Annotated in this window: 25 protein-coding genes and 1 pseudogene; 10 read left to right on the plus strand and 16 right to left on the minus strand. The window is 70.5% G+C overall.

The features are described 5' to 3' along the window. The first annotated feature begins 701 nt into the window (after positions 1-701). The 3 genes from E5225_RS15420 to E5225_RS15430 all read left to right on the plus strand — a co-directional run bounded on the left by E5225_RS15420 (position 702) and on the right by E5225_RS15430 (position 3,257). Positions 702-1,217 carry a GNAT family N-acetyltransferase gene (locus tag E5225_RS15420; protein ID WP_135972013.1) on the plus strand — a complete coding sequence of 172 codons (516 nt, stop codon included), beginning with the start codon at positions 702-704 and terminating at the stop codon, positions 1,215-1,217. 345 nt (positions 1,218-1,562) lie between these two features. Next, positions 1,563-2,018, plus strand: a complete 456-nt coding sequence (locus E5225_RS15425) for a hypothetical protein (protein ID WP_135972014.1) — start codon at positions 1,563-1,565, stop codon at positions 2,016-2,018. Positions 2,019-2,351: 333 nt separating this feature from the next. After that, a complete protein-coding gene (locus E5225_RS15430; protein ID WP_135972015.1) occupies positions 2,352-3,257 on the plus strand; it encodes a phosphotransferase in 906 nt (301 codons plus the stop codon). Between the two features lie 760 nt (positions 3,258-4,017). Here E5225_RS15430 and E5225_RS15435 read toward each other — a convergent pair. After that, positions 4,018-4,881 carry a nuclease-related domain-containing protein gene (locus tag E5225_RS15435; RefSeq protein WP_208543832.1) on the minus strand — a complete coding sequence of 288 codons (864 nt, stop codon included), beginning with the start codon at positions 4,879-4,881 and terminating at the stop codon, positions 4,018-4,020. Positions 4,882-5,532: 651 nt separating this feature from the next. Between E5225_RS15435 and E5225_RS15440 the strand changes: the two genes are divergently transcribed. The 5 genes from E5225_RS15440 (at position 5,533) to E5225_RS15460 (ending at position 10,266) form a co-directional block, all read left to right on the plus strand. Beyond that, positions 5,533-6,108 (plus strand): RNA polymerase sigma factor, encoded by a 576-nt coding sequence (locus tag E5225_RS15440; RefSeq protein ID WP_135972016.1) that lies wholly within the window; start codon positions 5,533-5,535, stop codon positions 6,106-6,108. Then, positions 6,105-7,184, plus strand: coding sequence for a CU044_5270 family protein (locus E5225_RS15445; protein ID WP_135972017.1), 1,080 nt, complete (start codon positions 6,105-6,107; stop codon positions 7,182-7,184). Before E5225_RS15440 ends, E5225_RS15445 begins: the two co-directional genes overlap by 4 nt. Positions 7,185-7,377: 193 nt before the next feature. Continuing rightward, a complete protein-coding gene (locus tag E5225_RS15450; RefSeq protein WP_135972018.1) occupies positions 7,378-7,890 on the plus strand; it encodes a hypothetical protein in 513 nt (170 codons plus the stop codon). 140 nt (positions 7,891-8,030) lie between these two features. Further along, positions 8,031-9,193, plus strand: a protein-coding gene (locus E5225_RS15455; RefSeq protein WP_243738048.1) for an IS3 family transposase whose coding sequence is annotated in 2 segments (ribosomal slippage) — positions 8,031-8,292 and positions 8,292-9,193 — 1,164 coding nt in all. Because the reading frame shifts where the segments join, the coding sequence is not laid out codon by codon here. Between the two features lie 215 nt (positions 9,194-9,408). Then, positions 9,409-10,266 carry a hypothetical protein gene (locus E5225_RS15460; RefSeq protein WP_135972019.1) on the plus strand — a complete coding sequence of 286 codons (858 nt, stop codon included), beginning with the start codon at positions 9,409-9,411 and terminating at the stop codon, positions 10,264-10,266. 430 nt (positions 10,267-10,696) lie between these two features. Here the strand turns inward: E5225_RS15460 and E5225_RS15465 are convergent, their stop codons facing one another. From E5225_RS15465 to E5225_RS15535, 15 genes and pseudogenes are all read right to left on the minus strand, one after another. Next, entirely contained in the window at positions 10,697-11,248 is a 552-nt protein-coding gene (locus E5225_RS15465) for a hypothetical protein (RefSeq protein WP_135972020.1), read from the minus strand. 76 nt (positions 11,249-11,324) lie between these two features. After that, a complete protein-coding gene (locus E5225_RS15470; protein ID WP_243738049.1) occupies positions 11,325-12,122 on the minus strand; it encodes a TIGR02391 family protein in 798 nt (265 codons plus the stop codon). 366 nt (positions 12,123-12,488) lie between these two features. After that, positions 12,489-13,385, minus strand: a complete 897-nt coding sequence (locus tag E5225_RS15475) for a hypothetical protein (protein ID WP_135972022.1) — start codon at positions 13,383-13,385, stop codon at positions 12,489-12,491. Between the two features lie 444 nt (positions 13,386-13,829). Next, positions 13,830-15,779, minus strand: coding sequence for a membrane dipeptidase (locus E5225_RS15480; RefSeq protein WP_167306025.1), 1,950 nt, complete (start codon positions 15,777-15,779; stop codon positions 13,830-13,832). Between the two features lie 349 nt (positions 15,780-16,128). Continuing rightward, on the minus strand, positions 16,129-17,187 hold the full coding sequence (locus tag E5225_RS15485) for a DUF4037 domain-containing protein (RefSeq protein WP_167306026.1): 1,059 nt from the start codon (positions 17,185-17,187) through the stop codon (positions 16,129-16,131). 174 nt (positions 17,188-17,361) lie between these two features. After that, entirely contained in the window at positions 17,362-17,913 is a 552-nt protein-coding gene (locus tag E5225_RS15490) for a putative glycolipid-binding domain-containing protein (RefSeq protein WP_166435866.1), read from the minus strand. 119 nt (positions 17,914-18,032) lie between these two features. Continuing rightward, positions 18,033-18,740 carry a DUF72 domain-containing protein gene (locus E5225_RS15495; RefSeq protein ID WP_243738050.1) on the minus strand — a complete coding sequence of 236 codons (708 nt, stop codon included), beginning with the start codon at positions 18,738-18,740 and terminating at the stop codon, positions 18,033-18,035. A gap of 426 nt (positions 18,741-19,166) precedes the next feature. Further along, entirely contained in the window at positions 19,167-19,508 is a 342-nt protein-coding gene (locus E5225_RS15500; protein ID WP_135972026.1) for a YciI family protein, read from the minus strand. A 94-nt stretch (positions 19,509-19,602) separates the two neighbouring features. Next, entirely contained in the window at positions 19,603-20,601 is a 999-nt protein-coding gene (locus E5225_RS15505) for an NAD-dependent epimerase/dehydratase family protein (RefSeq protein ID WP_135972027.1), read from the minus strand. A 62-nt stretch (positions 20,602-20,663) separates the two neighbouring features. Next, positions 20,664-21,206, minus strand: a pseudogene (locus E5225_RS18160) (DUF72 domain-containing protein); the annotation flags it as partial. A gap of 138 nt (positions 21,207-21,344) precedes the next feature. Then, complete coding sequence (locus E5225_RS15515) at positions 21,345-21,851, minus strand: hypothetical protein (RefSeq protein ID WP_135972029.1); 507 nt, start codon at positions 21,849-21,851, stop codon at positions 21,345-21,347. After that, positions 21,848-22,105, minus strand: a complete 258-nt coding sequence (locus E5225_RS15520; protein WP_135972030.1) for a hypothetical protein — start codon at positions 22,103-22,105, stop codon at positions 21,848-21,850. The genes E5225_RS15515 and E5225_RS15520 overlap by 4 nt, the downstream gene beginning before the upstream one ends. Continuing rightward, the gene (locus E5225_RS15525) at positions 22,102-22,377 is read right to left on the minus strand and encodes a hypothetical protein (protein WP_135972031.1); all 276 of its coding nucleotides are present in this window, start codon (positions 22,375-22,377) and stop codon (positions 22,102-22,104) included. The genes E5225_RS15520 and E5225_RS15525 overlap by 4 nt, the downstream gene beginning before the upstream one ends. A 141-nt stretch (positions 22,378-22,518) precedes the next feature. After that, positions 22,519-22,917, minus strand: a complete 399-nt coding sequence (locus E5225_RS15530; protein ID WP_135972032.1) for a PIN domain-containing protein — start codon at positions 22,915-22,917, stop codon at positions 22,519-22,521. After that, entirely contained in the window at positions 22,910-23,173 is a 264-nt protein-coding gene (locus tag E5225_RS15535; RefSeq protein ID WP_136225506.1) for a type II toxin-antitoxin system Phd/YefM family antitoxin, read from the minus strand. Before E5225_RS15535 ends, E5225_RS15530 begins: the two co-directional genes overlap by 8 nt. 35 nt (positions 23,174-23,208) lie before the next feature. Between E5225_RS15535 and E5225_RS15540 the strand changes: the two genes are divergently transcribed. Both E5225_RS15540 and E5225_RS15550 read left to right on the plus strand, forming a co-directional pair. Continuing rightward, positions 23,209-23,520: a hypothetical protein gene (locus E5225_RS15540; protein ID WP_135972034.1), complete on the plus strand. Its 312-nt coding sequence runs from the start codon at positions 23,209-23,211 to the stop codon at positions 23,518-23,520. Between the two features lie 510 nt (positions 23,521-24,030). After that, positions 24,031-26,793 carry a glycoside hydrolase family 9 protein gene (locus E5225_RS15550; protein WP_135972035.1) on the plus strand — a complete coding sequence of 921 codons (2,763 nt, stop codon included), beginning with the start codon at positions 24,031-24,033 and terminating at the stop codon, positions 26,791-26,793. Positions 26,794-26,830 lie beyond the last annotated feature (37 nt).

The following is a 26,830-nucleotide window of genomic DNA, read 5'->3' on the forward strand; positions in this document are numbered from 1 at the left end:
ACACCACGGCATGCCGACAGCGTGGCGGGGCTGCTGCGCGAGTAGGTGACACCTTGACCTGTGGCGCTGAGGGCGCCGCTGGAAGGAGATGGCCGCGCCCGGGCGCTATACGACGCAGTTTCGCCAGGACGTCATGCCGCAAGATCCTGCGCGAGCGGGCTCACCGCACCTCCGAGCTCCCGGGTGTGGCTCGACCGCCGACCGGGGAGTACGACCATCTGTTACGCGGTCCTACACCACGCACGGACCAAGAGGAGTCGCCGCCGACGGGCCAGCGAGCCGCCTCGCCTTCACCGACGCCGACGCGTCATCGGGCTCTCCGCAGCGAGCTGAGGACTCAGACAGGCAGGTGGGACGACGGCCGTCTCGACAAGTTGTCCGGTCGCAGTTCAGCGCGTTGGGCGTCGAACAGCTTCGATGAATCCCTACACGACGCTGTGGGTTCGCATCGGGCTTGTCCGAATCGCGTCAGCGTGTCCGGCGCGCGTCCGTCGTCGCGTTGGCGTGTCCGCCCGCGCTCCTGTGCTCGCGCGTCGAGCAGCCCCGTCGGGGGCGGCCAGGGCGACGCGGCGGCAGCGCACGGGGCAACGGAAGGCCGAGCGCCTTGAGAGCGCCAGGAGCTCCAAGGGCAGGCCTGCTGCTTCCTTCGACCCGCCGAATTCCGTTGAGGTCCCGGCGGCACCCCGACGAGACTGGTCGTCATGACACCTGCCCTCGCCCTGCGCGCGCTCACGTTGGCTGACGAGGTCGAGGCACTGGCGGCGCACGAGGAGCTGGCGCGTGAAGGCTTCTCCTTTCTTCCCGACGGCCGACCCGACGACTGGACCGGTTACCTCGCCCACCTGGCCGACGAACACGAGGGCGTCAACCTGCCCGTCGGGCGCGTGCCCGCCACGTTCCTGGTTGCCGACGGCGGCGGCACCATCGTCGGCCGCGCCTCCGTCCGGCACGAGCTCAACGCCGCGCTGGCACGCGTCGGCGGGCACATCGGGTACGGGGTCAGGCCCGCCTACCGCAGGCGTGGTTTCGCGACCGAGATCCTGCGTCAGTCACTCGCTCTCGCTCGGTCCCTCGGCCTTGATCGAGCGCTCGTCACGTGCGACGACGACAACGTCGCGTCGGCGCGCACCATCGAACGGTGCGGCGGCGTGCTGGAGGACGTCGTGCTCGAGGGCGCGTCGCCCAAGCGCCGGTACTGGATCCCGACGAGCATCTGACACAGCGCCGCGTCGCACCGACGCCGGTCCGACCGATCGCTCCGTCAGCCGCGTCCGCAACGAACCGAACCCTCCGCCGCCTTCTCCGAGGCTTCGGACACTTTCGCGAGATGACTGGCGTCTCACGAACGTGCTCCCTCGGCGGTCAGGGGTCGCACGGCGGACGAGCCCGATGAGTTCCTACAGCTGGTGTGGGATCTCATCCGAGTTGGCCAGATCTCACGGAGTTGGCCAGGACGTGTCCGAATCTCACCGAGTTGGCCAACGGGGTGCTCGACGCGGCGGCGCGTGAGTTCGTCGTGGTCTTCGGGGACAGGCAGAGGGGCGATGTGGGACCGTCCCGCCGTGGCGAGAGACCCGAAGACGAAGCGCCCGAAGACGGACCCCCTGCTCCTCGCGATCATGCGCGCCCGCGAAGCAGAGCGGGTCTGGGTCGACGCGTGGTCGACGCCGCCCGGGACGACGTTCGACGACGTCGCCCGCCGCGCAGGCCTTGAGCCGCTCGGGGACCGGTGGGAGGCGGTGAAGCGCGCGGCCGCCGTCGACCTGCTGGCGCTCCTCCTCCACCGGGACCTCGCGTACGGCGGCGTCGTCGTCCCGGCGCCGCGGGCACGCGAGTTCGCGGAGGGGTTCGTCGGGTTGTTCGGCCCGGAGGAGTGCCGCTTCGCGACCAACCGGCCCCTGCGAGGCGGACGCTTCGTGTCCTCCTGGAACCCCGCGACGTCCTTTACGGTCGACGCCGGTGTGGTCGCCGTCGGCCAGGATCGAGCCGGGGTGCTCTGGGTCGCCGACGAAGACTGAGGGGGCGTGTCGAACGTCGGCGCTGCGCCCGCCCTGCCACGGCGGCACGCACCCCATCGAGGTGGAGCCACAGCGCGCACCGCTCAGAGGATTCGGACCGGTAGGTGAGACGGCGACCGTCTCACCTACCTGTCCTCTCGCAGGTCATCTGACAGGTCCGATGAGTTCCTACAGGGTTGTAGGGAGTCAACTGACCTGTCGTTCTGTCATTGATCTGTCATCGCGATGTCGCGGAGTCACCGACTTGTCACCTGCCTGCTCGAGCGTCGCGGTGCGGGCCGGTTTCCTCGGCCGTCTGGGACGGTCAGCTATCGCTCACTACGGTGGCTCCGCATGACCACGACCACGATCACCGCGGGTCTCGTCCGCGACCTGTTGCGAGACCAGCACCCCGACCTGGCCGAACTACCGCTCCGTGAGGTGGACGGCGGCTGGGGGAACCAGATGTGGCGCCTCGGCAGCGAACTGGCTGTGCGGATCCAGCGGATGGACACCCATCCCGATAGCCAGCTCAAGGAGCGCCGGTGGCTGCCGCTGCTCGCCCCACGGTTGCCGCTGCCCGTTCCCGTCCCGGTGCGCAGCGGCGCGCCTTCCGAGCGATTCCCCAAGCTCTGGACAGTCATGACGTGGGTGCCGGGCCTGCCGCTGGATCACGGGTCGATCACTCGCGGCGAGCACGCAGCCGACACCCTGGCGGCGTTCCTCCGAGCGCTGCACGTGGAAGCGCCCGCCGACGCACCGGTGGGTACGGACCGCGGCGCTCACCCCAAGGACTGCACTCCCGGCTTTGACCACTTCTTCGGCTCAGTCGATGCTGAGGCGATCGGCTGTGACGCCGCCGACGTCCGGGCCGTCTGGGACGACGCCGTCGCGGCACCCACATGGGAGGACCGACCGGTGTGGGTGCACGGTGATCTGCACCCGGCGAACGTCGTCGTCGCGGACGGGACACTGGCCGGCATCGTGGACTTCGGCGACCTGTTCGCCGGCGACCCGGCGTGGGACCTCGCGGCGGCGTGGCTGCTGCTGCCGGTGGGCACGGCCGCACGCTTCTTCGCCGCCTACGCGCGGGCGGACGAGGCGACCATCCGACGTGCCCGTGGACTCGCCGCCCTCAAGAGCCTCTTCCTGATGCTGATGGGCCAGAACGGGGACCGCGGTCTGCCCGGCGGGAAGCCGGCGTGGGGCCCAGCGGGACGCTCGGCGCTCGACCGGGTGCTCAGCGAACGTCTGCCCTGAGACGGCTCGGGGTGCCCGCCGCTGAGGATTCGGACGGGACGGTGGGACAGCGGCCGTCTCGCGCTCCTGTCGGCATGGAGGTCCGAGCGCCGCGCACCGGACGAGACAGATGACTTCCTACATGGGTCGATGTCGCTGCCGCGGCTACGTCCAGCGCGACCGGGGCAGCCAACCTGCGTGCTGCACGGATTCGGACGTTGCGCGCACCGCGCCATGACGTCCGGGTACCGCCTTCGACGGTTCCGAGTCCCACAAGCTTGAATGCACCGGTCCTGCCGTCCACGAGTAGAGCCGACGCGATCACGTGGCGGCCCCACAGTTCGGCGCTGACCACCCGCTCGAACTCCTGCGGATCTGTATCGCTGAACCCTGTTACCCCAACCGCTCCCTCGGTTGGCTCATCGTCATCGTCGAGAAGGTCGGAGGCGTCGCCGGTTTCCGAGGCGAGTTCCCACTCCCGCTCCCGTGCTGACCCGGGCATGGGCCGGTAGCTCGGCTCGGGGAGCTCCCCCGCGAAGGCGAGGGGGACTTCTTCCGGACGGAGCAGGACCAACACCACCACGTTGCACCTCAAAGGCGTCGTTGCTGCAGACTCGCAGAATCAGGGTTCGGCGGGCGACGCCTTCGGGCCAGAGGTGCCGGCGCAGCGCAACCACATCGTCTTCTCGGTCGCTGCCCCTGCGTCCGTGTCCATTCAGGCGGCGTCGGCACGAGACTTGAGGGACTGAGAGCGCCAGCCAGTTGCGCGGGCCAGTTGACCTCAACGCCACGTCGTGGAACGTCGAGCGATGTCGCTGATCGCCTCGACCTGGCGCATGTCGAGGCGGGCCGGCAGTCCCTGCAGGTACGCGCTGAGTCGCCGCCGGGCGACGACGACCACGGCCCCGTCCCGCGGTTGCTGCTTCACGGTGAAGCCGCGGTGGGCTCCCATCACTGCGATGACGCCCACCACGTCGACGGGGAAGCCGGCGTGCTCGGTCAGCAGCCGCGACGCTCGGCCAGCCTCGTGGCGGCTGTTGCGGACGTACGGCACCCGCTGGCCGTTGACGATGAAGGTGTCGCCGCCGACCCAGACGGAGGCGTTCGGGTGGTTCTTGGCGTTCACCGTGAACACACCCGCCGGGCCGATGAGCACGTGGTCGATGTCTGCGTTCCGCTGCCCCACCCGCACGGCGTGCAGAACTCGCCACTGCGGACCGAGTGTCGCGATCTGCGCCGCGACCGCCTCCTCACCGTCGGCGCCGATCCGCCACGCCCGTTCCTCAGTCCTGACGTCGAAGACGCGCGCGAGGAAGCCCGTGAAACGGCCTTGCGCGGCTCGTGCGGCGACGGCCTGCTCACGCGCCGCGCTGCCCGGACGCGCACCACTGATGTCAGTCCACGCTGGGGCTACATCGGCCAAAGACGGCTCGCGCGTCGCCGTCGGCGCCGCACCGATGGCGCCCGACGAGGCAGCACCGTGCCGAGATGCCAGGTGGTCGTTGATCGCCGCCTCCAGCAGCGGCAGGTTCGACAGGTCGTCGGAGTGGAACCGGCCCGTCTTCAGGTCGAGGTACCCCAGCGCCGTCCCGCCGGCCGTCTCCGCATACAGCCGCTCGTGCCCGTAACGGGCCCACCGCCGCACGATCCAGCTCGTCACGCTGCCCCCCGACCGTCAAGGCGGGACACCCGACGCCGCCATGTGCAGCAGATCGGCAGAAGTTGCCGGCACCTGAACCGCCGCCGGGGAGCCCACACCCTCCAACCGGTTGCCCCAGCCGCGCTGCGGGAGCCACGGTCCGGGCTTGACCTGAAGCGCGCACCAGGTTGCACGGTCGACGTCAGAGAAGGCGAGACACCGGGCTCGGCCTCGGTCACCTCCGCCCTCGGCGCTGCCTGCTCAGCAACGCTTCTGAGGATGCGGACACGAAAGTGAGACGCGGGCATTCTTCGCACGGTGTCCGCGTCAAGGTCGGAGCGTCGGACAGCGGCAAGTCGCGGGAGTTCCTACAGATTCCGTGGGAAGACGCGCCCAAGGGCTCGGGAAGACGCAGAATCGCTCGGCACGCCGGCCTGAGCTGCTGTGGGGTCGCACCGGACCTGTCACTTTCGCGCGGAGTTGTCATCGGCGTGGCGTTCTTCGCACCAGCCGGAGAGGTCGGCGTCGATCGACTCCTGAGCAGGTGGGGCGCGTGTCCCAGACTGGGGCCGCCGGTACTTGGGGCCAGGGTCGAGCGGCCCCTGGTCGCAGTGGGTGGGCCGGTAACGGTTCGGGGCATGCCGGGACCAAGAGGGTATGGAGCTGATGAGCCGGGACCTGCCGCGGGACGACCGCTGGTTCGAGGCGATGTTCGTCGAGCACGGGAACAAGGTGCTCGCGTACGCGCGTCGTCGCGTTCCGGACGAGGCGGACGACGTCGTGGCGGAGGTCTTCGCGACGGCCTGGAAGTACCGGGACCGCGTTCCTCCGGAGCCTTTGCCCTGGTTGTACCGCACCGCCGCCCACCAGATCCTGCACAGCCACCGCTCGAGCTCACGTCGCACGGCGTTGGTCGCCCGGACCGCACGGCTCGACGAGCCGGAGCGTCACCCGACGGACGTCGCGGAGCACCTCGTCGAGCGGCTCGACCGCGAGGCGTTGGTCGCGCGCGTCATGACGAACCTCTCGCCTCGAGACCAGGAGGTGCTGCGGCTGTGGGCGTGGGAGGAGCTCAGCACCGATGAGATCGCCTACGTCCTGGTCATCAGCAGCACCGCGGCTCGGGTGCGCTTGCACCGCGCTCGACGACGCGCCGAAGCCGTGCTGCGGGATGCGTCGCCCCCTGCCCGCCTGCCCCTCACCTTGCGGTCCGTCGTGGAGGAGATCCGATGAGCACCAGGCTGTTCGACCAGCTCCACGAGGCCGACCCGGCGCGCGGGCTGACCGGTTACGACGAGACGTACCTGCGCGCCGCTGCCCGCGAGATCTCGAGCGGGGTGACCTGCGGTGACGCGGTCCGCCGCCCTCGTCGCACGTTGCCGCGCAGGCTCGCGATCCTGACCCCGGTCGCTGCCGTCGTTGCGGCCGCGTTGGTCGTCGCGCCCGCGATGATCGCTCGACCGAGCGCATCGGCCGACGCCGTGGAGATCCTGCACAGGGCGGCGGAGCAGGTCGTCGCCGTCGATCCGCTCGCCGACCCCGGTGACTGGTGGGAGGTCACGACGAGCGGGACGACTCTCGGCATCATCGACCTGCCCTCCGGGCGGGTCGCCATCCTGGAGTCCCGCGACAGCACCGCGTTCCACGCGGCGGACGGCTCACGACCGAGCTACTTCGTCGACAGGCCGACGCGTCTCGTGCGCCAGCTCGCTGGCGCGCCCGTGACGTTGACGGAGCTCGCAGGCTGGCTGGGCGACACCACCGACGGGTGGACGAGCGACCTTGCTCCGCAGGACGCACCCGGGACCTGGCAGACGCCCAACCCTGCGTTCCTCGCGGCGCTCCCCCGCGAGACGTCGGCGCTGCGGGAACGCCTCTACCGGGACTCTGCCGGCGGGGGCAGCTCGGCTGACGGTCAAGCCTTCACGTTCGTCGCCGACCTGCTCACATCCGGAGTCGTGCCCGCCGACCTGCGCAGCGCGCTGTACCGCGTCCTCGCCACCATCCCCGGTGTGGAGGTCACCGCTCACACGGCGGAGGTCGGCCCGGCCAGCGGTGTCGCGTTCGGCAGGTACGAGTCGAACGACGGCATGCGCAGCGAGCTCGTCATCGACCCCGCCACCGGCGACCTGTTGGGGGAGCGCGACATCGCCACGCGGGACCAGGACGGGATCGCCGCCGGCACGGTCATCGGGGAAAGCACCGTCACGCGCTCGTTGGTGAGCAGCGTCCCTGCAGACGTCGTCGAGGAAGCTCAGGTCTGGGACTGCGACGTCGCCCCGGACGGGTCGACGGTGTGCACGCCGTGACCTGAGGATGTGGACAGGTAGGTGAGACAGGCGGCCTCTCACCTACCTGTCCGCTCGCAGGTCATGGCCGCGCCATGCGGACGACTCCGCTGAGTTCCTACAGTGGGATCTCATCTGAGTTGTCCCAATCTCACGTAGCTGCCCACGGCGTGTCCCAATCTCACCTACTTGTCCCAGGAGGATGCTCGAGGGCGTGGAGCTGAGCGTGGCTCGTGCCACGTACGTGACCGCCGCGGGGAGCGAGTTCGAGACCGCCCTCTCGGAGGTCGACCTGCGCCATGTGGCGTTCGGCGCCCCGTTCCGGATCCCGTCGTCGTACCTCCTGCGCGAGCGAGGGCACACGGGCCCCAGGTTTCAGGCGACGAAGATGATCGCCGACGTCGCGGCGTACATGGCGCGGAAGGATCGATGGCTTCGGCGCGCGATCATGCATCACTGGATGCGCGGAAGCGCAGCTGCACACTCTCGGATGTGGGTCACACACATCATCGAGACCGAGGACGAGCCGATCCCGGGTGGTGGCTCGATGAGGCGGGTGACCTCAAGCGTCTCCGACATCGCTCAGGCCTACGGGGCGCCGACCCTCGTGCTCAGTGAGGCGCTCGATCTATGGGAGAGGCGTCGACGCCGACAGACACCACCTCTGTTGCTCGTCCCACTACCGGGTCCGTCGGCGCCCACCTCCTGCCTTCGGCCCCGGCCGTGAGGGTTGTTCACTGACGGCCAGAACGGTCGGTCCGCCCGCGTAGAACGGCATCCCGAGGATTTGGACAGGCAGGTGAGAGGGACTGCTGCAGGGTCGGTTGACACTCCATCTGTGGGACGAGGTCCCGCTGGGAGGATGTCGTGCCCAAGAAGTTCCCGCCCGAGTTCAAGCGTGACGTCGTGCGGGTCGCCCGCCGTGGCGATCTGAACCACGCCGAGGTCGCTGCCGACTTCGACATCTCGATCGAGTCCGTCCGGCGGTGGGTGCGCCAGGCCGACATCGACGACGGCGTCGTCGGTGGCCAGACGTCCAGTGAGCAGAACGAGCTGGTCCAGCTGCGCCGGGAGAAGCGCCGGTTGGAGCAGGAGAACGAGATCCTGCGCCGCGCTGCGGCCTACTTCGCCGCCGGCTCGCTCCCAAAATGAGCTACCCGCTGGTCCGTGACCTGGCCGCCGAGGGCATCCCGGTGCGGTTGACCTGCGGGGTGCTGGGCCACTCCAGGCAGGCGTACTACGCCTGGCTCGCGCAGCCCGTCAGCGCCCGAGAGCTGCAGGACGCCTACCTGACCAACGCGCTGATCGACGCCCACGGCGACGACCCGGAGTTTGGCTACCGGTTCCTGACCGACGAGCTCGAGCGCGCCGGGCACGACGTCGGCGAACGGCGCGTCTGGAGGCTGTGCTCACAGCAGCGCCTGTGGTCCACCACGGTCCGCAAGGGCCGCCGCGGCGCCGGCAAGTCCCCGGGGCCGGCGATCCACGACGACCACGTCCAGCGCAACTTCACTGCCGCCGAGCCAGACCCGGTCTGGGTCACCGACATCACCGAGCACCCCACCGGTGAGGGCAAGCTCTACTGCTGCGCGATCAAGGACCTGTTCAGCAACCGGATCGTCGGCTACGCGATCGACGAGCGGATGACCGCCCAGCTCGCCGTCACCGCGCTGCGCACCGCCGTCGCCAGACGCGCCCCGACCGGTGTCGAGGTCGTGCATTCGGACCAAGGAGCCCAGTTCCGAGCACGGACCTTCCGGGCTGTCCTTGCCGCTGCAGGCCTGCAGGGATCGATGGGACGCGTCGCCTCAGCGGGCGACAACGCGGCCATGGAGTCCTGGCACGCGCTGCTGCAGAAGAACGTCCTGAACCGTCGACGCTGGGCTACCCGCGACGACCTGCACGACGCGATCGTCTTCTGGATCGAGCCGACCTACAACCGTCGTCGCCGCCAGCGCGCCCTCGGCAAGCTCACCCCCGTCGAGTTCGAGCTCGCCTTCACCGCCCAGAACGCCGCCCTTGCGGCATGATCGCCACACCCAGTGTCAACCGACCCTGCAGCAGTCCCGTCTCAGCGCGTCGTCGACTGCTTGGGCACAGGGCACATCCGTCCAGCGGCGTCTGCGGCACTACAGGTGGGCGTCACCCACTCGTGCAGCAGCCCCGCGCGACCACCGACCATCTGTGGTGTGACGCGGCTCCGGACCACGCGTCACTGCCGTGTCGAGGGCTCCAGACTGTAGACATGGACTTCATGCTCGAGTCGGGTGCGTCGCAGATCCGCCGTGCTAACCCGCAGTGGCAGAAGCTGCAGCGAAGGTCGCCCAAGCTCTTCCGGGCCTTCGAACTCTTCGGTGACTTCCAGAACCAGCTGATGCACCATCTCCCGCACGCGTGGCGCAGCCTCGCGGTCGCGCCGTCAGCGGACGCGTCCGAGATGGACGTGCTGCTGGTGCAGGACACCACTGACGAGCAACTCACCATCGACTGGGCGGTCCTCGTCGGAGACATCGTCCACAACGCTCGCAGCGCACTCGACCACGCTGCATGGCAACTCGTTGGCCTGAACGGCGGTACACCGGGGACCCACACGCAGTTCCCAACCGCGCGAGCAAGCAAGGACTTCGACACCAAGACCCGTCTACGGGGAGCGCACCCGTACGTTCACGAAACCGTGCGCGCCCTCGAGCCTTGGGGGGGCGGCGCTGGCCACTGGCTCTGGGTGCTCACGCAGCTGGACAACGTCGACAAGCACCGGCTGCTACTCGACGTAAACAGCTCGTCGAACTCGAATGTCTCGATTCAGGACCCTGAGACAGGCGAGTGGCGGGACCAGTGGATCAGCACGGAGGGCCGTCAGGCCGGCGACGTCGTGCGCACTGCGCCTCGCGGGACCATGAAGGTACGGCAGAGCAGCGCGACGATGTACTTCGAGCACCACGACGGGGATGCCTGGGATGGCAACGCGCCCCAGGGCTACAAGATCAACGCTCAACTGGTGCTCGAGTTCTGCCTGACAGCAGCCGGTGATGCACATGACGCGATGGGACGAGCTGACAATCGAAGGCGTCGCGATGGGGAGGCACGGGCTGACACTCCATAGTCCAAATGCGTCACACCCCCCGGACGCCTCACAGCGGGAAGAGCGACCGCGCAGCGGCAGATCCGGGCGAGCGCAGCCGCCGTCAGCGCGGCAGATTCGGGCCGGGTCCCGGTCTACGTCGGTATCGGGCACCACGACTTCGCAATGCAGGTCCCCGGCGAGCACGTGCGCACGTGCACCACCAGCTGACGCCACGAGCCTGTTCATCGCCGAGGCGCTCGATGCACCTCGACGGCGCATCCAGGCGCTGGCTCGCAGCTCGCGTGAGATGACGGCCGCCGGTATCGATGCCGACGCCCACATCCAGGCCCGCGCGACGTTGGACGCCGAGCTCGCCCGGATCGAGGACGACCTGACCGCGGTCGGCGCGCCACTGTCAACCGTAGACAGGACTTGGCCCTTCCTTCGTTGTGCGAGGCCAACACCTCCGCTAGTCCTCGATGGCCGTGCGCCAGTCCCGCACCGGGCCGATTCCGAGATCTGCACGCATCGCGTTGAGCGCAGCTCGGCATGACTCCGTCGCCGCCCCGATGGGGTCGGGGGGTGTACGTACCCCGTCGATCAGCAGCGCGGCCCCGACTTCCTCCAAGGCCTGCTCCGCCGCGAAGACGGCGTCACGCACTGCGTCAGGAGCGAGCAGATTGATTTCGGCGTGCACGCTGTTCATCAGAATCGACGCCGCGTTGTCCGTATCGATTGCGGCCTGGCGCTCGGGGGACCCGACAGGCTTGGTGAGCATGTCCGTCCTGGCGTCGAGCAGGTCGCTCAGCACTGTTTGGGTCCTGACGTAGATCAACCGCTTCTCCTGGACCCAGCGCCGCTCGAGTTCGGTGTCCCGCTCGTGCTGGGCGCTGGCCTGCGCACCAAGACGGTCCCGCTCGTCGCGTTCCCTTGTGTCCTTGCGGGTTACGAAGAACTGCGTGATGGCCCACCCGGCGCCACCGATGCCGAGCACGAGCGCGACCCAGGTCCCTGCTTCCATGCCTTGGAACCTAGCGGCGTTCGTCGATCACGGTCGGACGTTCGACGCGTCTCCTCGGGTACGACTTCCGAGCGCTCTACGCGCCGACGCCGGCCTGGTCGAGCCGCCTGTGGATGTAGGAGAAGAGCGAGAAAGCGTCCAGGAAGTCGTCGCGTGCTTCCGTCGAGCCCAGCCGCGTGCGGTGCGCGCGAGGGTTGCGGTAGTGGCCGTGGATGCCGACCAGCATGTTTTTGAAACCGCGGTGCTCGCTGACTTCTGAGTCGCTCGCCAGGGGATTAATCTGGACGAGCGGCGTCAGGTTCTGAGATCCGAGCGCCTGGTCGTACAGGGCTGCGCCGTCGCCGGCGAGGCCGGTGTGTCGCCGGATGCGGTCGGGGATCGTCTTGGACGCCTCGCTCATGGCGTGGAAGAGGGACTGCGTGATCAGCTCTTCAGAGCAGTAGTCGAGCAGGACCGCGTGGCACCCCCGATGTCGCAGCTCGGTCAACAGCTCCCCGGAGAGTTGGGCCGCCTCGGACAGTGTCGCGGCCGTGCGTCCGCGCGCCAGTTTCCCCTCGTCGTTCACGCGCAGCCCGTACAAGACCAGGACGGCGTTGAGCTGGCCGCGCAGCGCCTCCCACCGCAGCGGTTCGCTCACGTACCTCGCTGGGCTCATCGCGGCATTCAAGAACCCGATCAGCGTCTTGCCGGTGCCGCGACTGACCTGGGCGTTGTGCAGGGTCGTCAACAGGCGGGTGCGCTTGTTCGCGCCCTCGTCGAGCCTGTGGATCCCGACGACCCGCAGCACGGAGGTCAACTCGGACGAAGACAACGCCGGCGCGTCCGTCGCGGCGAGCACGTTGCACACCGCCTCCGTGAAGGCGATGTCGAACACGGGTGTGCTGCTGGCAGTACCCACCATCGCCTCCGCCGTACTGAGGATTCGGACACGAACACGAGACGAGCACCGTCTCACGAAGCCGTCCGCGCGGACGCGGGACGCCCGATAAGAAGACAACTCCGACGAGTTCCTACAGCAAGACGCACCGATCCCGCGGCAAATCCCGTGGGAAGACGCGCCTGAGGGCTCGGGAAGTCGTGGGATCTCACCGAGTTGGCCAAGCGGGGCCGCTCGACGCGTAGGCCCGCGCGCGGTGCGGGTCGCGTACGTGACAGCCCGATGGCGTCGAGCGTGAGGTCGACCTGCGCGACGTCGCGCAAGGGACGGTGGTGTGCCTCCCCATGTCGTTCGGGTCCGGGCCTACCGCGGGTCTGAACAACCGTCGGCCGGTACGTCGGCGCCCTCACCGTGCACCGAGGGTTGCCACGGAGACCAGACAGGACCGGGGAGTACTCGCTCGAACCCGGCGTTGGACCACTCGCCGGAGGCGAGGAAGGAGATGATCCGATCCGTCTCGTGGTAGAGCCAGCGCTGGGCGTCGGCGATGTTGGCGAACAGGCCCTGGAAGACCACGAAGGGCCACGCCAGGACGGGCATGAGCGATGCCTGACCCCGCTCGGGGGGCGGCGTCACCCGAAGGTCCATCCAGAGTTCCAGCGGCCAGTCCCGTGTGTTGGCCAGTTCGGGCGGCAGTGGATGGGACTCGCGCACCGCCCACTGGAACATGGCGAGGACGTCGAGGAGCACACCGGTCGCACGGTGCTTGTCGTCGTTGTCCGCGCGGGCGATGAGGGTCAACGGGTCTGGCTCCCCGTCGTCGCGCCTGGCCCAGCCCTGGACCTGGCGGATCCGCTCCAGCAGCGGCGCGGGGATCGTGCTCAGGTGCTTAGTTCGCTCTGGCCATTCGTTCGGGTGAGCGGTCACGGGGAAGTGGATCTTCCCAGGCTCTTGGGGGTGCCCCTCTATGTGGCACAGCTCGAAGCACAGCGTGTCGAGCGCGACGCGCAGGTTGTGGACGCCATCGTGGAACGTCGCCTCCCAGGCCGCGGCGGGCAGCTCGTCCAGTTCCTGCGGACGGAAGACCTCGAGACGCGACGGCCCGTCGTGGGGCGAGCGCATCGGCGCGAGCAGCTGGTGGTCCTCGTTCCAGCGGTCGATCTCCCGCTCGAGCGACTGGAACACCCGACCTGCCTGCTGCAACTTCAGCAGGGCGCGGCTCTCGTACTCGTAGGTGACGCGCTCGGCCTCGGCCTCCATGTCGCCATCTTGCCCTGCGTCTCGCTCTGCGCGAGCGCCGCGGCGATGACCGGACGGTTCATGTGCGCAGCGGTGCGCTACGGGCTCCGCGCACGGTCCAGGCTGAGGATCTGGACAACTTGGTGAGACGACGGCCTTCTCACCAAGTTGTCCCGCCACAGGTCAGAGTGGCGGTCGTCGGGCAGCTTCGATGAGTCCCTACAGGCGCGCCCGCCTCTGGGTTCGCATCGCATCGCTGCTCCGGTGTCACGGGCCAACGTGCGCGAGCTGCTCTCGCGGTTGTCCCCTCCGACAGGTGCCCGCGTCGTGGACCTGGGGTGCGGGTGGGCGAGTGGCTGCTCGAGCTTCTTGTCGCACGGCCGGGCGTGTCCGGGGTGGGTGCCGACGTGTCCCTCCCGGCGGACGTCGAGGCTCGGGCGCGAGCGCGGGTGTGGCGACGCGCGGCTACGGCGCCGGGCTCGGCGTCGCCTGGTCGCTCAGGTAGTCGCACCCGAGCGACCGCACCCGCGCCATCGCGTCCTGCCACAGGGTCACGGTCGCCTGCACCGAGGTTCCGAGCTGTGCGAGCCCGGACCGTGCCTCGCGGCACGCGTCGCGGACACCCCGCCGCTGCTCGGTGCCGTAGTTGCCCGCCCAGGCGCCGGCGGTCTCCCACGTGCGCAGGTACGCCTCAGCGCCGCCCCACAGCGGCTCGAGCTCGTCGTCGGACAGGCCCAGGACCCGCAGCTCCTCCACGAAGTCGGGGATCATTCCGACGTGCGCGACGCCGTCGAAGGAGATGTCGTACGGCTCCGAGCGTCCCGACCAGGGCAGGGTCGACCGGTCGAACGACTCACCGGTGAGGGGCGACACGAACGGGTACGTGACGTGCGGCGGCGCGCCGGCCGGGAAGCCGCCGATCGCCAGGTAGCAGCGGCCACCCACCGGTGTCAGCGCCCCACCGACGAAGAGCGGATCGAACGACGTCTCGCCGACCGCCGTCCCCGCACTGTCGAACCGGGGCCGCGGCCACCCCGCCAGCCCGTTGAAGTCCGAGCCGAACCCCACACCGACGAACGCGGGCCTCCCCACAGCCAGCGGCGTCGTACGGAGCTTGTCGACGGCGTACCGGTACGCCTGCACCCACGTCTCGCTCGTCCCGGGGCACACGTGGGGCGCCGTGGTGGAGCCCGCCGGGTAGGTGCGCACCTCGTCCGCCGCCGTGCCCTGCAGGAGGATCGGCGCCACGGACCCGCCCCAGCGGATCAGCCGCTGGAGGTCGTCGGGCAGGAGCTGGTCCTCGTTGCTCTTGTCGCCGCCGTTGATCTCGTTGAAGCCGCTGTGGCTGCTCACCACCGGGTACTGGTCACCCAGCTCGGCCCACAGGTCGCGCTTGGCCTTGATCGAGAGGTGGTCGAGGTCGATGACCGACCCCTCGTTCGCCATGGCGCGCGCGAGCTGACGGCCCGTGAACGTCAGACCGACGCTGTTGCACCGTCCGCCGTCGAACGCGAACGCCGTCGGGCAGGCGAACGACGTGATGGGTGGTCGGACGTCACGGACGACCCGGTCGATGTCCGCGACCCTGTCGAACGGGCTGCCCGGCGCGTGTCGCGACGGGTTGGTGACCGCGTGCAGGAGCGCAGCGGACAGCGAGTTGCCACCCGCGACCCCCTGCAGGTTGTGGATGAGGTAGAAGTGCCGGGCACCGAGCTCGCGGTAGCGCTCCATGAGCGCCACGGCACGCGACGTCACGCCCTCGTCGAGCAGTGGAGGCAGGAGCCCGTTGCAGTTGAGGGCCCACCGCGTCTCGTCGGGGTTGCTCACGAACGGACTGACCGGCGGCACGGCGGGCGTCACGCCGGCAGGGACGAACGCACAGCCGCCGAACGCGCCGGCCGCCTCGACGCCCAGGACCACCGCGAGCTTGCCCTCCCCGATCACGGTCCGGGCCTCGGCGGGCGTGAGCACGATGCGGAACCATCCGGTGCCGGGGCCGCCCGACGTCGCGTCGATCGTGTTCTGCAGGGTCCGCGCCGCGGCGAGCTGCGCCTCGATGGACGGGATGTCCGGACAGCTCGACGTGATCTTGGCGGCCAGGCACAGGAACTCACTGTTCACGGCGTGGATGACGACGAGCCGCAGGCCGTACCGCCAGGCGCGTTCCAGGCTGTCGACGTCCACCTGCTGCCCGGCACGGCTGGTCGGCGTCGGAAAGCACCGGCCGGAAGCGGCCTGCGTCGCCGCCTCGTCAACGAGCCCGGCGCGCACGACGTCGGCGAGACGGAACGTCGACGCGTCGGAGGTCAGCGGCGCCCGGCAGGGCGCGGCCGGGTCGGTCGAGTGCGTGAGGAGCGACCCGTCGAACCCCAGGTCGGCGAACATGTGGCTGTGGAAGTCTGCGAGCCCCCGCACGACCGGCGGCGGTGCTGGCGGTTCTCCCGTCTCGCACGACGAGGCGGAGAGCAGGAGCGCCGCGGTGACGGCGCCCAGCACACGCGAGCGCCACCGGGCTCGCGAGCGTGGGAGCACGGCCCGGCTCTCGGCGTCCGGTGACATGGCGACCTCCTGCGGTGGGACCCTCGCAGACTCGGAGGGACGCGTGGATCACGATGAACAGAGCCGCCCCGGAGGGCTGCAGATACGCGTCGAGATCCGCGACGTGCGGGCTCGCTCGGTAGCGCGGCGGTCACCGCCGCTCCGATGGGCGGACCGTCCCAGTGAGGGCCACCCGCCCCTGACGGGCGGCCCGCGAGTCGTCCCGTCAGCCTCGGGCGGCAGCACAGACGACAGCGCGCCGGCGCTGGGCATCCATGAGCACGGCCGGGCCGTCACACCACTGCTCGATGGCGCCGATGCCCGGCGGCAGTGCGCGCAGCAGCGGATCGTGGATCTCGGCCCGGAGTGCCTCGAGGACGGCGTCATCGACGCCGAGGAACGGGCGGTCGTAGAACGGCCGGACCGGCACGCCGTCGGCGACCGGCAGACCCGCGCCACGCTGCGCGTCGTACAGCGCGGTGAGCGCGAGGCCGAGTGAGTCCTGACGCTCCATCCAGTCGTCTGCCGCCAGCGCTGCGCGCAAGGGCGGCACCAGGCGGGACGCGAACGGGAGCCGGCTGACGGCGGTGCCCAGCCACTTCGGGTACGGCGCCCACACGTCCCCGACGACGCAGCCCAGGTGCAGGATCACGCCGGCGAGCCGCCCCGTGAGGGCTCGTGCACCCACGTCGTCGTGGACCTGACCGGCTCGACCGAGCAGGTGGAGCTCCTGCGAGATTCGCCACCAGCCCGCGGCGAGGACCTGGAGCCGAACGTCGCGGGGGTAGGTGGCCATGAGCGTTCGCGCCCGCGTCACGGTTCCCGAGGCGTCGTGGAACAGCCGTCCTGCGGTGACCTCCAGCACGGCCTGACCGGTGAGAGCCAGCCAGCCGAGCGAGTCGAGGTCGTGCGGCGTCCCGACCCCGATCCGGGTCCCGAGGAAAGCCTCGACGGTCGTGACGTCGACACGGTGCCGTTCCCGAGCGTCCCATGACGTGGTGAACCGCGTCGGATGCCCGTCGAACTCGTCGGGCAGGCTCTCGTCCAGGGCTGCCGAGACCCGCTCAGGGGTGGGCGACGCTGCAGAGCCGGCGTCGGAGGTGTCCAGGAGCACCGTCAGCCGCAGGCCCCAGTCGTGATCGCGGGACATGTCGTCGTCAAGTCCGAGGACGTCGGACCCGGCTCCGAGCCGACCTGCGGCGTGTGGCAGCCCGGGCCAGTGACGCTCGAGCGCGGCTCGGACGACCTGCTCGTAGTAGGCCTCGCTGAGATCCGCGCCGCGCACCGGGACATCATGGCGCGGCGCCGACGGCATTGCTGCGAGGCCGCGCGTCCGCGGATCCCGGAGCCGCCCGCGCACACCGCCGCCGCGAGCACCGCCGACCCGGACGGTGCGCATCGTGGGTGACGACTCCGGCCGTGGAGCCCGTTCCGGCCCCACGTGCCCAGGTCGGGCTCTCTAGGCGACGCGGACCGCGATGCCCGGGTAGTCGAGCACCAGCCCGGCGTCGTCGTAGGTGAGCATCGCCCGGAAGCCGCCCTCGGACCTGTAGTCGAACCGGTGGTCGTCAAGTCGCTGGTACGTCTGGTCCAGCCGACGTACGGCGAGGTCGGACGCCTGCACGTAGACGGCAGAGGCGGTGACCACCTCGCCGACGGGCATCGTCAGCCGGTGGACCGGCAGCGTGTTCGTGCAGGCCGACGCCTCGAGGTCGACGTCGACGAGCCCGTCCAGGTGCGGCGCCGGAACCCCGTCGACGGTCCAGGTGCCGAGCCCGTCGGAGCGCAGGACCGTGCTGCGCGGGCCGTCCACGGTGTCGGACGTGACGCGGACCGTACGGGTGATCCACCGCTCGTCGAGCCTGATCTCGTACTCGACGGCGTACGCCCGCCCGCCTTCGACGGCGGACGTGTGGCCGCGCAGCCGGCCTGGACCGAGGTAGGCCACCTCGAACCCGTCGACGGCGTCGACGAACTGCCAGGCGGCGAACGGCGGCACGGCTGCGAGCACGAGACCAGGCAACCAGATCGCCGGCCACGCGAGAAGACGGCCGTCGGTGACCTACCGCCGCTGGCTGGTCCAGCCCGCCGCGCTAGCGGCGACGCCATGTCGTCATGCACCCGGCGCGATCAGAGCAGGGCGAGGAACCGCTCCGCGTCGCCGACGCGGGGGAGGTTGTTGAACATGACGTAGGGCGACGGACGGCCGTCGACCATGTCCCGGAGCCGGCGCAGCTCGTCATCGGAGTGGACGTGACGCGAGCCGGACGTGCCGTGCAGGCGGTAGTACGTCTGCTCCGGCGTCACGGTCTCGGTCTGCATCGGGTCGACGACGTGCACGAGATCGAGCTCGGCGCAGAGCTCCGTGAGCAGCTGCGTGGGCCACTCACCACGGGGTTCCCACAGCAGCCGCGCCGCCGGCCGCTCCACCTGGGTCATGAAGGTGCGCAGCCGTCCGACGTTGTCGGCCGTCGGGCGAAAGCTCTTCGGGCACTGCAGCAGGACGGCGGTGGCCTGCAGGATCCGGGCGCACTCGAGGGTCCGCTGCCATCCCGCCAGGACCGCAGGCGTGGTCCGGAACGCCCCGACCTGGCCACGTGCGGTGTCCGGCAGAGGCTGCTTCATCCGCCGGTAGGTGGGGCTGTTGGACTCGTGGGTGACGACCTGCCACGCCTTGATCGTGAACTCGAAACCGGCCGGCACCTGGGCTCGCCAGCGCATCAGCACGGCGTCGGACGGCGGCTCGTAGAACGTGTGCTGCACCTCGACGACGGGGAAGCGACGGACGTACGAGGCCTGGGAGACCGTCCAGCCGCACAGCCCTACGCGGACGCCCACCTGCCTACCCGTCCCCGGTGCAGCGCGCTCGAACCGACGCCCTGCGCCGCGTGATCCAGTTGACCATGCGGCCGATGCTCCCAGGAGTGCACGGCCCGGGCTCAGTGAAGGCTCGGCCACCCAGCCGGCGACAGCGAGGAGTGGCCCGCAGGCAACGGCGTGCGCGCCGTCACGCGTCGAGTGGCTCGCCGGTCGGATCGGCGCCCGCGTCGTCGCGTAGCGTCGGGCCACCCAGAGGGTCGGCCGACCACGTGATGAGCCGCCATCCGCTGGTCGGGTCGCCGTCGATCTCGATCGCGCCAGCGCGTCGTCGGACCGTCCGTCACCCCTGTCACCCACGGGTCAGCCCGATGACGCCTCCCCCGCGAGTCGGCCGGGCCGAGGATCCGGGCATCCGGGCAGACCGGCGCCCGGATCCTCTGGGGCCTACCGGATGACGCGGACCTCCTGGGGCCAGCCGCACCCCTCGGCGACCCTGCCCGCCCACATCTTGGCCGTCTCCAGGTCGGGCACGTCGATGATCGTGATCCCGCCGAGCTGCTCGACCGTCTCGGTGTAGGGACCGTCGGTGATCGACAGGGTCCCGCTCGTCGCGTCGGCGCTGAACGCGTCGGCCAGGTCCTCCTCGAGCCCACCGGCGAAGACCAGGACACCGGCGGCCTCCATGTCACGGACGACCGCCGTGCTGGGCTCGACGCGGCTCCGGAACCACTCGGCCGGGTGGTCCCCCACCCACTGCTGGTGGAAGTAGATGGCGTACTGCGTCATGACGCTCCTCCTGCGTGTCGTCCCGTCTGGCCTGACACCACCGTGACGCGCGGGACCCGCCGGATTCGACAGGCCGGTACGTCAGCGCGGGCCGTCACAGGGGTCGAGGTCGGTACGTCTCCAGGAGTCGCTCCGTGAGGGCCTCGAACTGCGGGTCGACGACCCGGCGCGCGGGGTCGGCGTCGTGCCAGGCGACGATCTCGCGGGCGCCCTGCGCGAACGGGATGCGGGGCGAGAACTGCGGGACCAGCCGTCGCAGCTTCGTGTTGTCGAAGATCATCGTGTGCGCCTTGTCGCCGAGGATCCCGGCGCCCAGCTCGGGGTCGGCGGCGGCGATCGCCTCGGACGCGACGTGCACGAGCCGCGGCTCGTCGACGCCGGCGGCCCGGGCCATCGCGAGGTAGATCTGGTCCCACGACGGAGCCTCGTCACCGGTGATGTGGAACGCCTCGCCGATCGCCTCCTCGCGCCCCAGCAGCCCGACAAGGCCGACCGCGACGTCGGCGCTGTGCGTGATGGTCCACCGAGACGTCCCGTCCCCGGGGACGACGACCTCCAGGCCGCGGCGCATCCGGTCGACGACCGTCCAGCCACCGTCCATCGGGACGAGCGTGGCGTCGTAGGTGTGCGACGGGCGCACGATCGTCATCGGCAGGCCCGTGTCGCGGTACGTGCGGACGAGCAGGTCCTCGCACGCGATCTTGTTGCGGGAGTACTCCCAGAACGGGTTGCGCAGCGGCGTCGACTCGACGACGGGCAGGTGGGTGGGGGGCGTCTGGTAGGCCGAGGCGGAGCTGATGAACACGTACTGCCCGGTGCGGCCGGTGAACAGGTCGAGGTCGGCCTGGACGTGCTCGGGGGTGAACGCCGTGAACTCCACGACGGCGTCGAACTCCTGGTTCCCCAGCGCGGCGCGGACCGACTCCGCGTCGCGGACGTCGGCGTGGATCACGCGGGCGCCGTCGGGCACCGCGCGCTTCGTCGACTGCCCGCGGTTGAGCAGGGTGACCTCGACGCCCTCCGCGACCGCCCGCCGGGCCGCCTCCGTGCTGATGATGCCGGTCCCACCGATGAACAGCGCGCGCAGTGCCATGCCACGCAGGATACGGAACTGCCCGCACCGATCAGCGGGGTGGAGAAGGCACGTACCTCGACGTCCAGGATGTCGCCGGGGCGACAGTCCAGCGCGTCGCAGATCGCGGTGAGCGTGGAGTTGTCGCCCGTCGGGCGAAAGCTCTTCGGACACTGCAACAGCACGGCGGTGGCCTGCAGGATCCGGGCGCACTCGAGGGTCCGCTGCCATCCCGCGAGGACCGCAGGCGTGGTCCGGAACGCCCCGACCTGGCCACGTGCGCTGTCCGGCAGAGGCTGCTTCATCCGCCGGTAGGTGGGGCTGTTGGACTCGTGGGTGACGACCTGCCACGCCTTGATCGTGAACTCGAAACCGGCCGGCACCTGGGCTCGCCAACGCATCAGCACGGCGTCGGACGGCGGTTCGTAGAACGTGTGCTGCACCCCGACGACGGGGAAGCGGCGTACGTACGACGCCTGGGAGACGGTCCAACCACACAGCCCTACGCGAACACCCACCTGCCTACCCGTCCCCGGTGCAGTGCGCTCGAACCGACGCCGTGCGCCGCATGATCCGGTTGGCCATGCCGCCGATCCTCCCAGGAGGGACGCCTGCGAGGCGGTCACACCGGCGCAGCTGGCGACCTGGTCCTGACGTCGTTCGGCAGCCGGCGGCTGCAGGCCCCACGGCCTCCGGTCCCGGGTCGCCGCGAGAGTGCGCGACTAGCCCCATGTACCGCGTGCCTCCCGGCGGCGCTGGGGAGGTCAGTCCAGCAGCGCAGCGATCCGCTCCTTGAACAGCCGGTCCACGAGGTCGTGATCGGCGAAGGCGATCTGCGAGACGAGCATCCGCCGCGGTGACAGGTCCCGCCACCACACCCCGCGCACCGGCAGGACCTCACACGTGAACGTCCCTGACGCGCCGCCCGTCGAGGCGAGGAACGCCGACATCCACTCCGGTTGGTATCGCCTGACCACACTGTCGTCGATGTGCTCGTTGGCCCAGTCCTCGGCCTCCAGCCTGTGCTGGGCGACCGCCTCGGCAAGCCGTGGACTGCGCGGCTCGACCATCTCCGGAGCGCGGAGGTTGCCCTCGATGTCAGCGACCCACTGTTCCCACGCGCCCGCAGGGACCTGATCCACCGGCAGCGGCGCCACTGCCGGCGTCAGCGGCGGGAACGCGTCCAGCGCCGAGGGGTCCAGCAGGTCGCGCAGGTACAGCACCGGCGTGTACCGCGAGGAGTTCGTGCAGGAGACGGAGAGGGGGCTCACTTGGTCACGTAGAGCTGCATCTTCAGCACCTCCGGGTTGGTGGACCAGCAGGTGCCGGCCTCGCCGTCGCTCTGGCGGCGCCGGATGAGACCCTGGGTGTGCGTGCGCGAGTCGGACTTGATGAACAGGATCTGCCCGTGTCCCAGACCACGCGCGCGCCCGGCGTTGGCACGCAGGACCATCTCGTACGTGGCGGAGTTGGCGTACCGCTCGACGCGCCGGCGACCGTAGATGGGCCTGTTCGGCAGGTTCATCGCGGCCATGATTCCCTAGCCAGGCCACGGGTGAGCACTCGCCCGTCGCCGACGATCTGCGTGATGCCCGCGAAGGGTGCCGGCACGTACCGGTCCTGGTGCTCGCGCATGTCCCGCCCGCGGCTGCCGCCGGCACCGACGAGGAACCGGTCGCTGTCGTCGCGGTGCGCGGTCGGGTCGTCCCCGTACCACTGGGCACCGTTCAGGCGCTCCCACTGCGAGCGCCACCCGGGCTCGTTGGGACCGGCGAGGAGATGAAGGTCTGCGCTCATGACCACAGGACGCCTGGGGCCGCTGCCTCGGCAGTGCCCTCGGGGCGTGCGCCACCGACCGCGGGCAACCCAGGGCGCAGCGCCGTCGGACCTGCCTGCCCGCCGAGGGTCGCTCCGCACGCGCTGGTCCGGGAGCGTGGGTCAGGCCGTGACGGGGTCGATCGTGGCGAAGCCCATCTGCGTGGCGGCGCCCGCCATCGAGCGGTCATGGGTCGCGACCGTCACGACGCGGGTGCCGACCCGGGCGGCAGAGGCCAGATGCACGCAGTCGAGGGTCTTCAAGACCGCCGGGACGTGCGCGGCCTCCACGAGCAGCGCGTTGTCCACCGCGACGGGATGAAGCGACTCGGTCAGGAAGTCCCCGGCCCGCGGGTCGAGGCGCTCGCGGTGCAGGAACCGGGCGACCTCGAGGTTCAGCAGGACTGAGGAGATGAGGCGGTCACCGGCGGACACCCGCTCGTCCCACCAGCGAACGGCGGAACGTGTGCCGACCAGGACGTGGATCGCGACGGACGAGTCGAGGTAGATGACCTCAGGCACCGGTGTCCTCGGACAGCCACGCGCGCGCCTCGTCGGCCCGCTGTTCGCTCAACAGCGGCTCCGCGCGGTGCGGCGCCCGCTGCGGTCGGACGGCTTCGCCGACGAGGCCGGCGGCGATCAGAGGGCCGAGCGGGTCCGCCGCTGTCGGCTCGGGCACCAGGCGCAGCACAGCCTTACCGTGCCGGGTCACCTGGACGGTCTCGCCGGCCTCGACGAGCTTGGCGACCTCGCTCGGGTGCTGGTTCAGCACCGTCATCGGGATCGTCCTCACGGCACCAAAGTAGCATCCAGATGCTACTCAGGGTCGAGCGCGGCCCGCCTGACCTTCATGACGGCCTGCGCCTGCTCGCGGATCTCGAGCGCGTGCCGGCGGGCTGTCGCGACCTGAGCGCGCGCCGCTTCACACGGGGCGAGTTCAGCGCCCGGGAGCTGTGCCGGTGGGCGCACGGCGCCGTCGGCCATGACGGGGATCCCAGCTGCCAGGCGTTCGTCGACCTGCACGACATCTACGAGACCGTCGAGTACTACCCGGACGAGGACGACGCGAGCCTCGAGCGGCGCACCGCCGAGGCGACGCGAGCCTTCCTCGACGCCCGGTACTGAGCACGGCTCATCAGCGGCGACGGTCGGCGCTCCCAGCCCGACGTCGGCGCGACCGCGCCCACTCGCCGTGCAGACATCGGTGTGACCTCGTTCGACTCGCCCGGGCGGGGGCCGGAGGGGCGTGCGGCCATGCCGGCGCTCCACGCCTGCAGGGCTGCTTTCCGGGCCGAGTGCGGGTTGCCGGCGTACTCAGCACCGATCGAGTCGATGCTCACGACGGCTCCCCCCGGCTGCAGCCCGTCCTCGTGGACAGGCGGCAGCATCGTCCGCTTGTACCAGGAGCCGCCGGGCTGGGTGAGCCGGACGCTTCCGCACGACGACGCGCTCCACGGTCGACGCGAGGTGCGCGGTGCACCTAATCGATTCCACTCCCTGGGCCCAGCCAGGCGGACCCGCACGCGGCCCTACCGTGGCCGGAGCGCTCCCACGACGGCCGTGTCCCAGCGCTGGGCACCTGCCGGGCGTGGTGATCCGCCGTCCACCACGTCGCACGCTCAGCAGAGGACCGCCATGTCACCGACCACTGACCGTGACCGCGGGCTGCTCCGGCGCCGCTCCGCCGGGCTGGCGGTCGCCGCCGCGCTGGCCGTCTCCGGACTCGTCGCCTCGCCGCAGGCCGCGGTCGCGGCGCCCGACCCCGGCTCGCCGGTCAAGGTGAACCAGGTCGCCTACGTGCCCGGTGTCGCCAAGGTCGCGACCCTGGTCAGCTCGTCGACGGCACCGGTCGCGTGGACGCTGCGGAACGCGGCCGGCACGGTCGTGGCGTCGGGCCGGTCGACGGTCAAGGGCGCCGACGCACTGTCCGGTGACTCGACGCACCTCATCGACTTCTCGACGTTCGACACGCCGGGCTCCGGCTACGTGCTGTCCGCGGAGAACGCCGGCAGCTACCCCTTCGACATCTCTGCCGACCCGGTGAAGAAGCTGCGCTACGACTCGCTCGCGTTCTTCTACCACCAGCGCAGCGGCATCGCGATCGACGCCCGGTACGTCGGCAGCACCTACGCGCGGGCCGCCGGTCACCTGGGCGTCGCGCCCAACCAGGGCGACACGAGCGTGCCGTGCCGGCAGTCGTGCGGCTACAGCCTCGACGTGCGCGGAGGCTGGTACGACGCCGGCGACCAGGGCAAGTACGTGGTCAACGGCGGCATCGCCACGTGGCAGCTGCAGAACGCGTACGAACGGACGCTCCATGTCGCGGGCGCCGACAAGGCGGCGCTGGGCGACGGCACCATGGCGATCCCGGAGCGGACCAACGGTGCCCCCGACATCCTCGACGAGGCGCGCTGGGAGCTCGAGTTCCTGCTCCGCATGCAGGTGCCGGCCGGCCGGACGGACGCCGGGATGGTGCACCACAAGATGCACGACGAGAACTGGACCGCTCTGCCGACGATCCCCGCGCAGGACAGCCAGCGCCGGGTCCTGTCACCGGTGAGCACCGCGGCGACGCTGAACCTGGCCGCGGTGGCGGCGCAGGCGTCGCGGTTGTGGAAGACGATCGACCCGACCTTCTCCGCGAAGGCCCTGGCTGCGGCGCAATCCGCGTACACCGCGGCACAGGCGAACCCGAACCGGATCGCGTCCGCGAACGACGGCACGGGCGGCGGCGCCTACAGCGACAGCTCGGTGACGGACGAGTTCTACTGGGCGGCCGCCGAGCTGTACGCGACGACCGGCTCGGACACGTACCGCGCCGACGTCACGGGGTCGTCCCTGTACAAGGGCCGCAGCTTCGCGCAGCGCGGGTACGACTGGGGCTGGACCGGTGGCCTCGGCGACACGACGCTCGCCCTCGTCCCGAACGGGCTGCCGTCGTCCGACGTGGCGGCCACCCGCGCCGCCATCGTGACGTTCGCCGACGCTGCCCTGGCCCGCGCCACCAGCCAGGCCTACCCGGCGCCGAACAACGCCGGGAGCGTCTACTACTGGGGCTCGAACGGCCAGATCGCCAACAACGCGAACGCCCTCGCGCTCGCGTACGACTTCACCGGCCAGTCGAAGTACCGCACCGGCGTGTACGCGGCGCTCGACTACTTCCAGGGCCGCAACCCGCTCAACCAGTCCTACATCGCGGGGTACGGCGAGAAGGCGGTCCAGAACGTGCACCACCGGTTCTGGGCCCACCAGGCCGACGCGTCGCTGCCCATCGCCCCGCCCGGCTCGTTCTCGGGCGGCCCGAACAGCGAGCTGCAGGACCCGATCGCCGCGGCGCAGCTCGCGGGCTGCGCACCCCAGAAGTGCTTCGTCGACCACATCGAGGCGTACTCCGTCAACGAGGTCGCGATCAACTGGAACTCGGCGCTCGCGTGGCTCGCGACGTGGGCCGCGGAGCACACGGGCGCAGCACCGGCGGTCGACACGACCCCGCCGACCGTCCCCGGCACGCCGCTGGTGTCCGTGAGCGGCATGAACTTCACGTCTGCGGGCCTCTCGTGGACCGCCTCGACCGACCCGGAGAGCGGGATCGCCGGGTACGACGTCGTGCGCGTCGCAGGCGACTCGTTCGAAGTCGTCGCGACGACCACCGCGACGAACGCGACGGTGAGCCGCCTCCAGCCGGCGACCTCGTACACGTACGTGATCGTGGCCCGCAACGGCGCCGGTCTCTCCTCGACGTCCGCCCCCGTCACCTTCCGGACCGGGGAGGACGTCCCGCCGGTCGACACCCCGCCGACGACGCCGGGCACGCCCGTGGCCTCCGCGGTCACCACGACGGGCGCGACCCTGACGTGGACCGCCTCGACGGACGACACGGGCGTCGCGGGGTACGACGTGCTGCGCGTCTCCGGCGGTACGTCCACCGTGGTCGCGATGTCGACCACCCCGACGGTCACGCTCACCGGGCTGACCCCCGGCACCGACCACGTGCTCGCCGTCCGGGCGCGGGACACCGCCGGGCAGCTCTCGTCGGTCACGCCGACCGTCGCTTTCCGGACCCTGCCCACCGGGACGACACCGCCCGGCACCTGTGCGGTGACCTACTCCGCGAACTCGTGGGGCAGCGGGTTCACGGCGTCGATCACCCTGACCAACACCGGATCGACGCCGTGGACGTCGTGGAACCTCGGGTTCACGTTCGCGGGCGACCAGAAGGTCACGCAGGGGTGGAGCGCGAGCTACAGCCAGACCGGCTCGGCCGTGACCGTGACGAACGCGGCGTGGAACGGGTCCGTGCCGGCCGGCGGCTCGACGAGCATCGGGTTCAACGGCTCGTACAGCGGCACGAACTCCGTACCGACGGGCTTCACCGTGAACGGGGCGCCCTGCTCCTGAGCAGCCGCTACCGCAGTGCGGCGGGGCCGCCGGTCAC

Origin of the sequence: Cellulomonas shaoxiangyii, from assembly GCF_004798685.1 — a bacterium.
Classification (GTDB): Bacteria; Actinomycetota; Actinomycetes; order Actinomycetales; family Cellulomonadaceae; genus Cellulomonas; species Cellulomonas shaoxiangyii.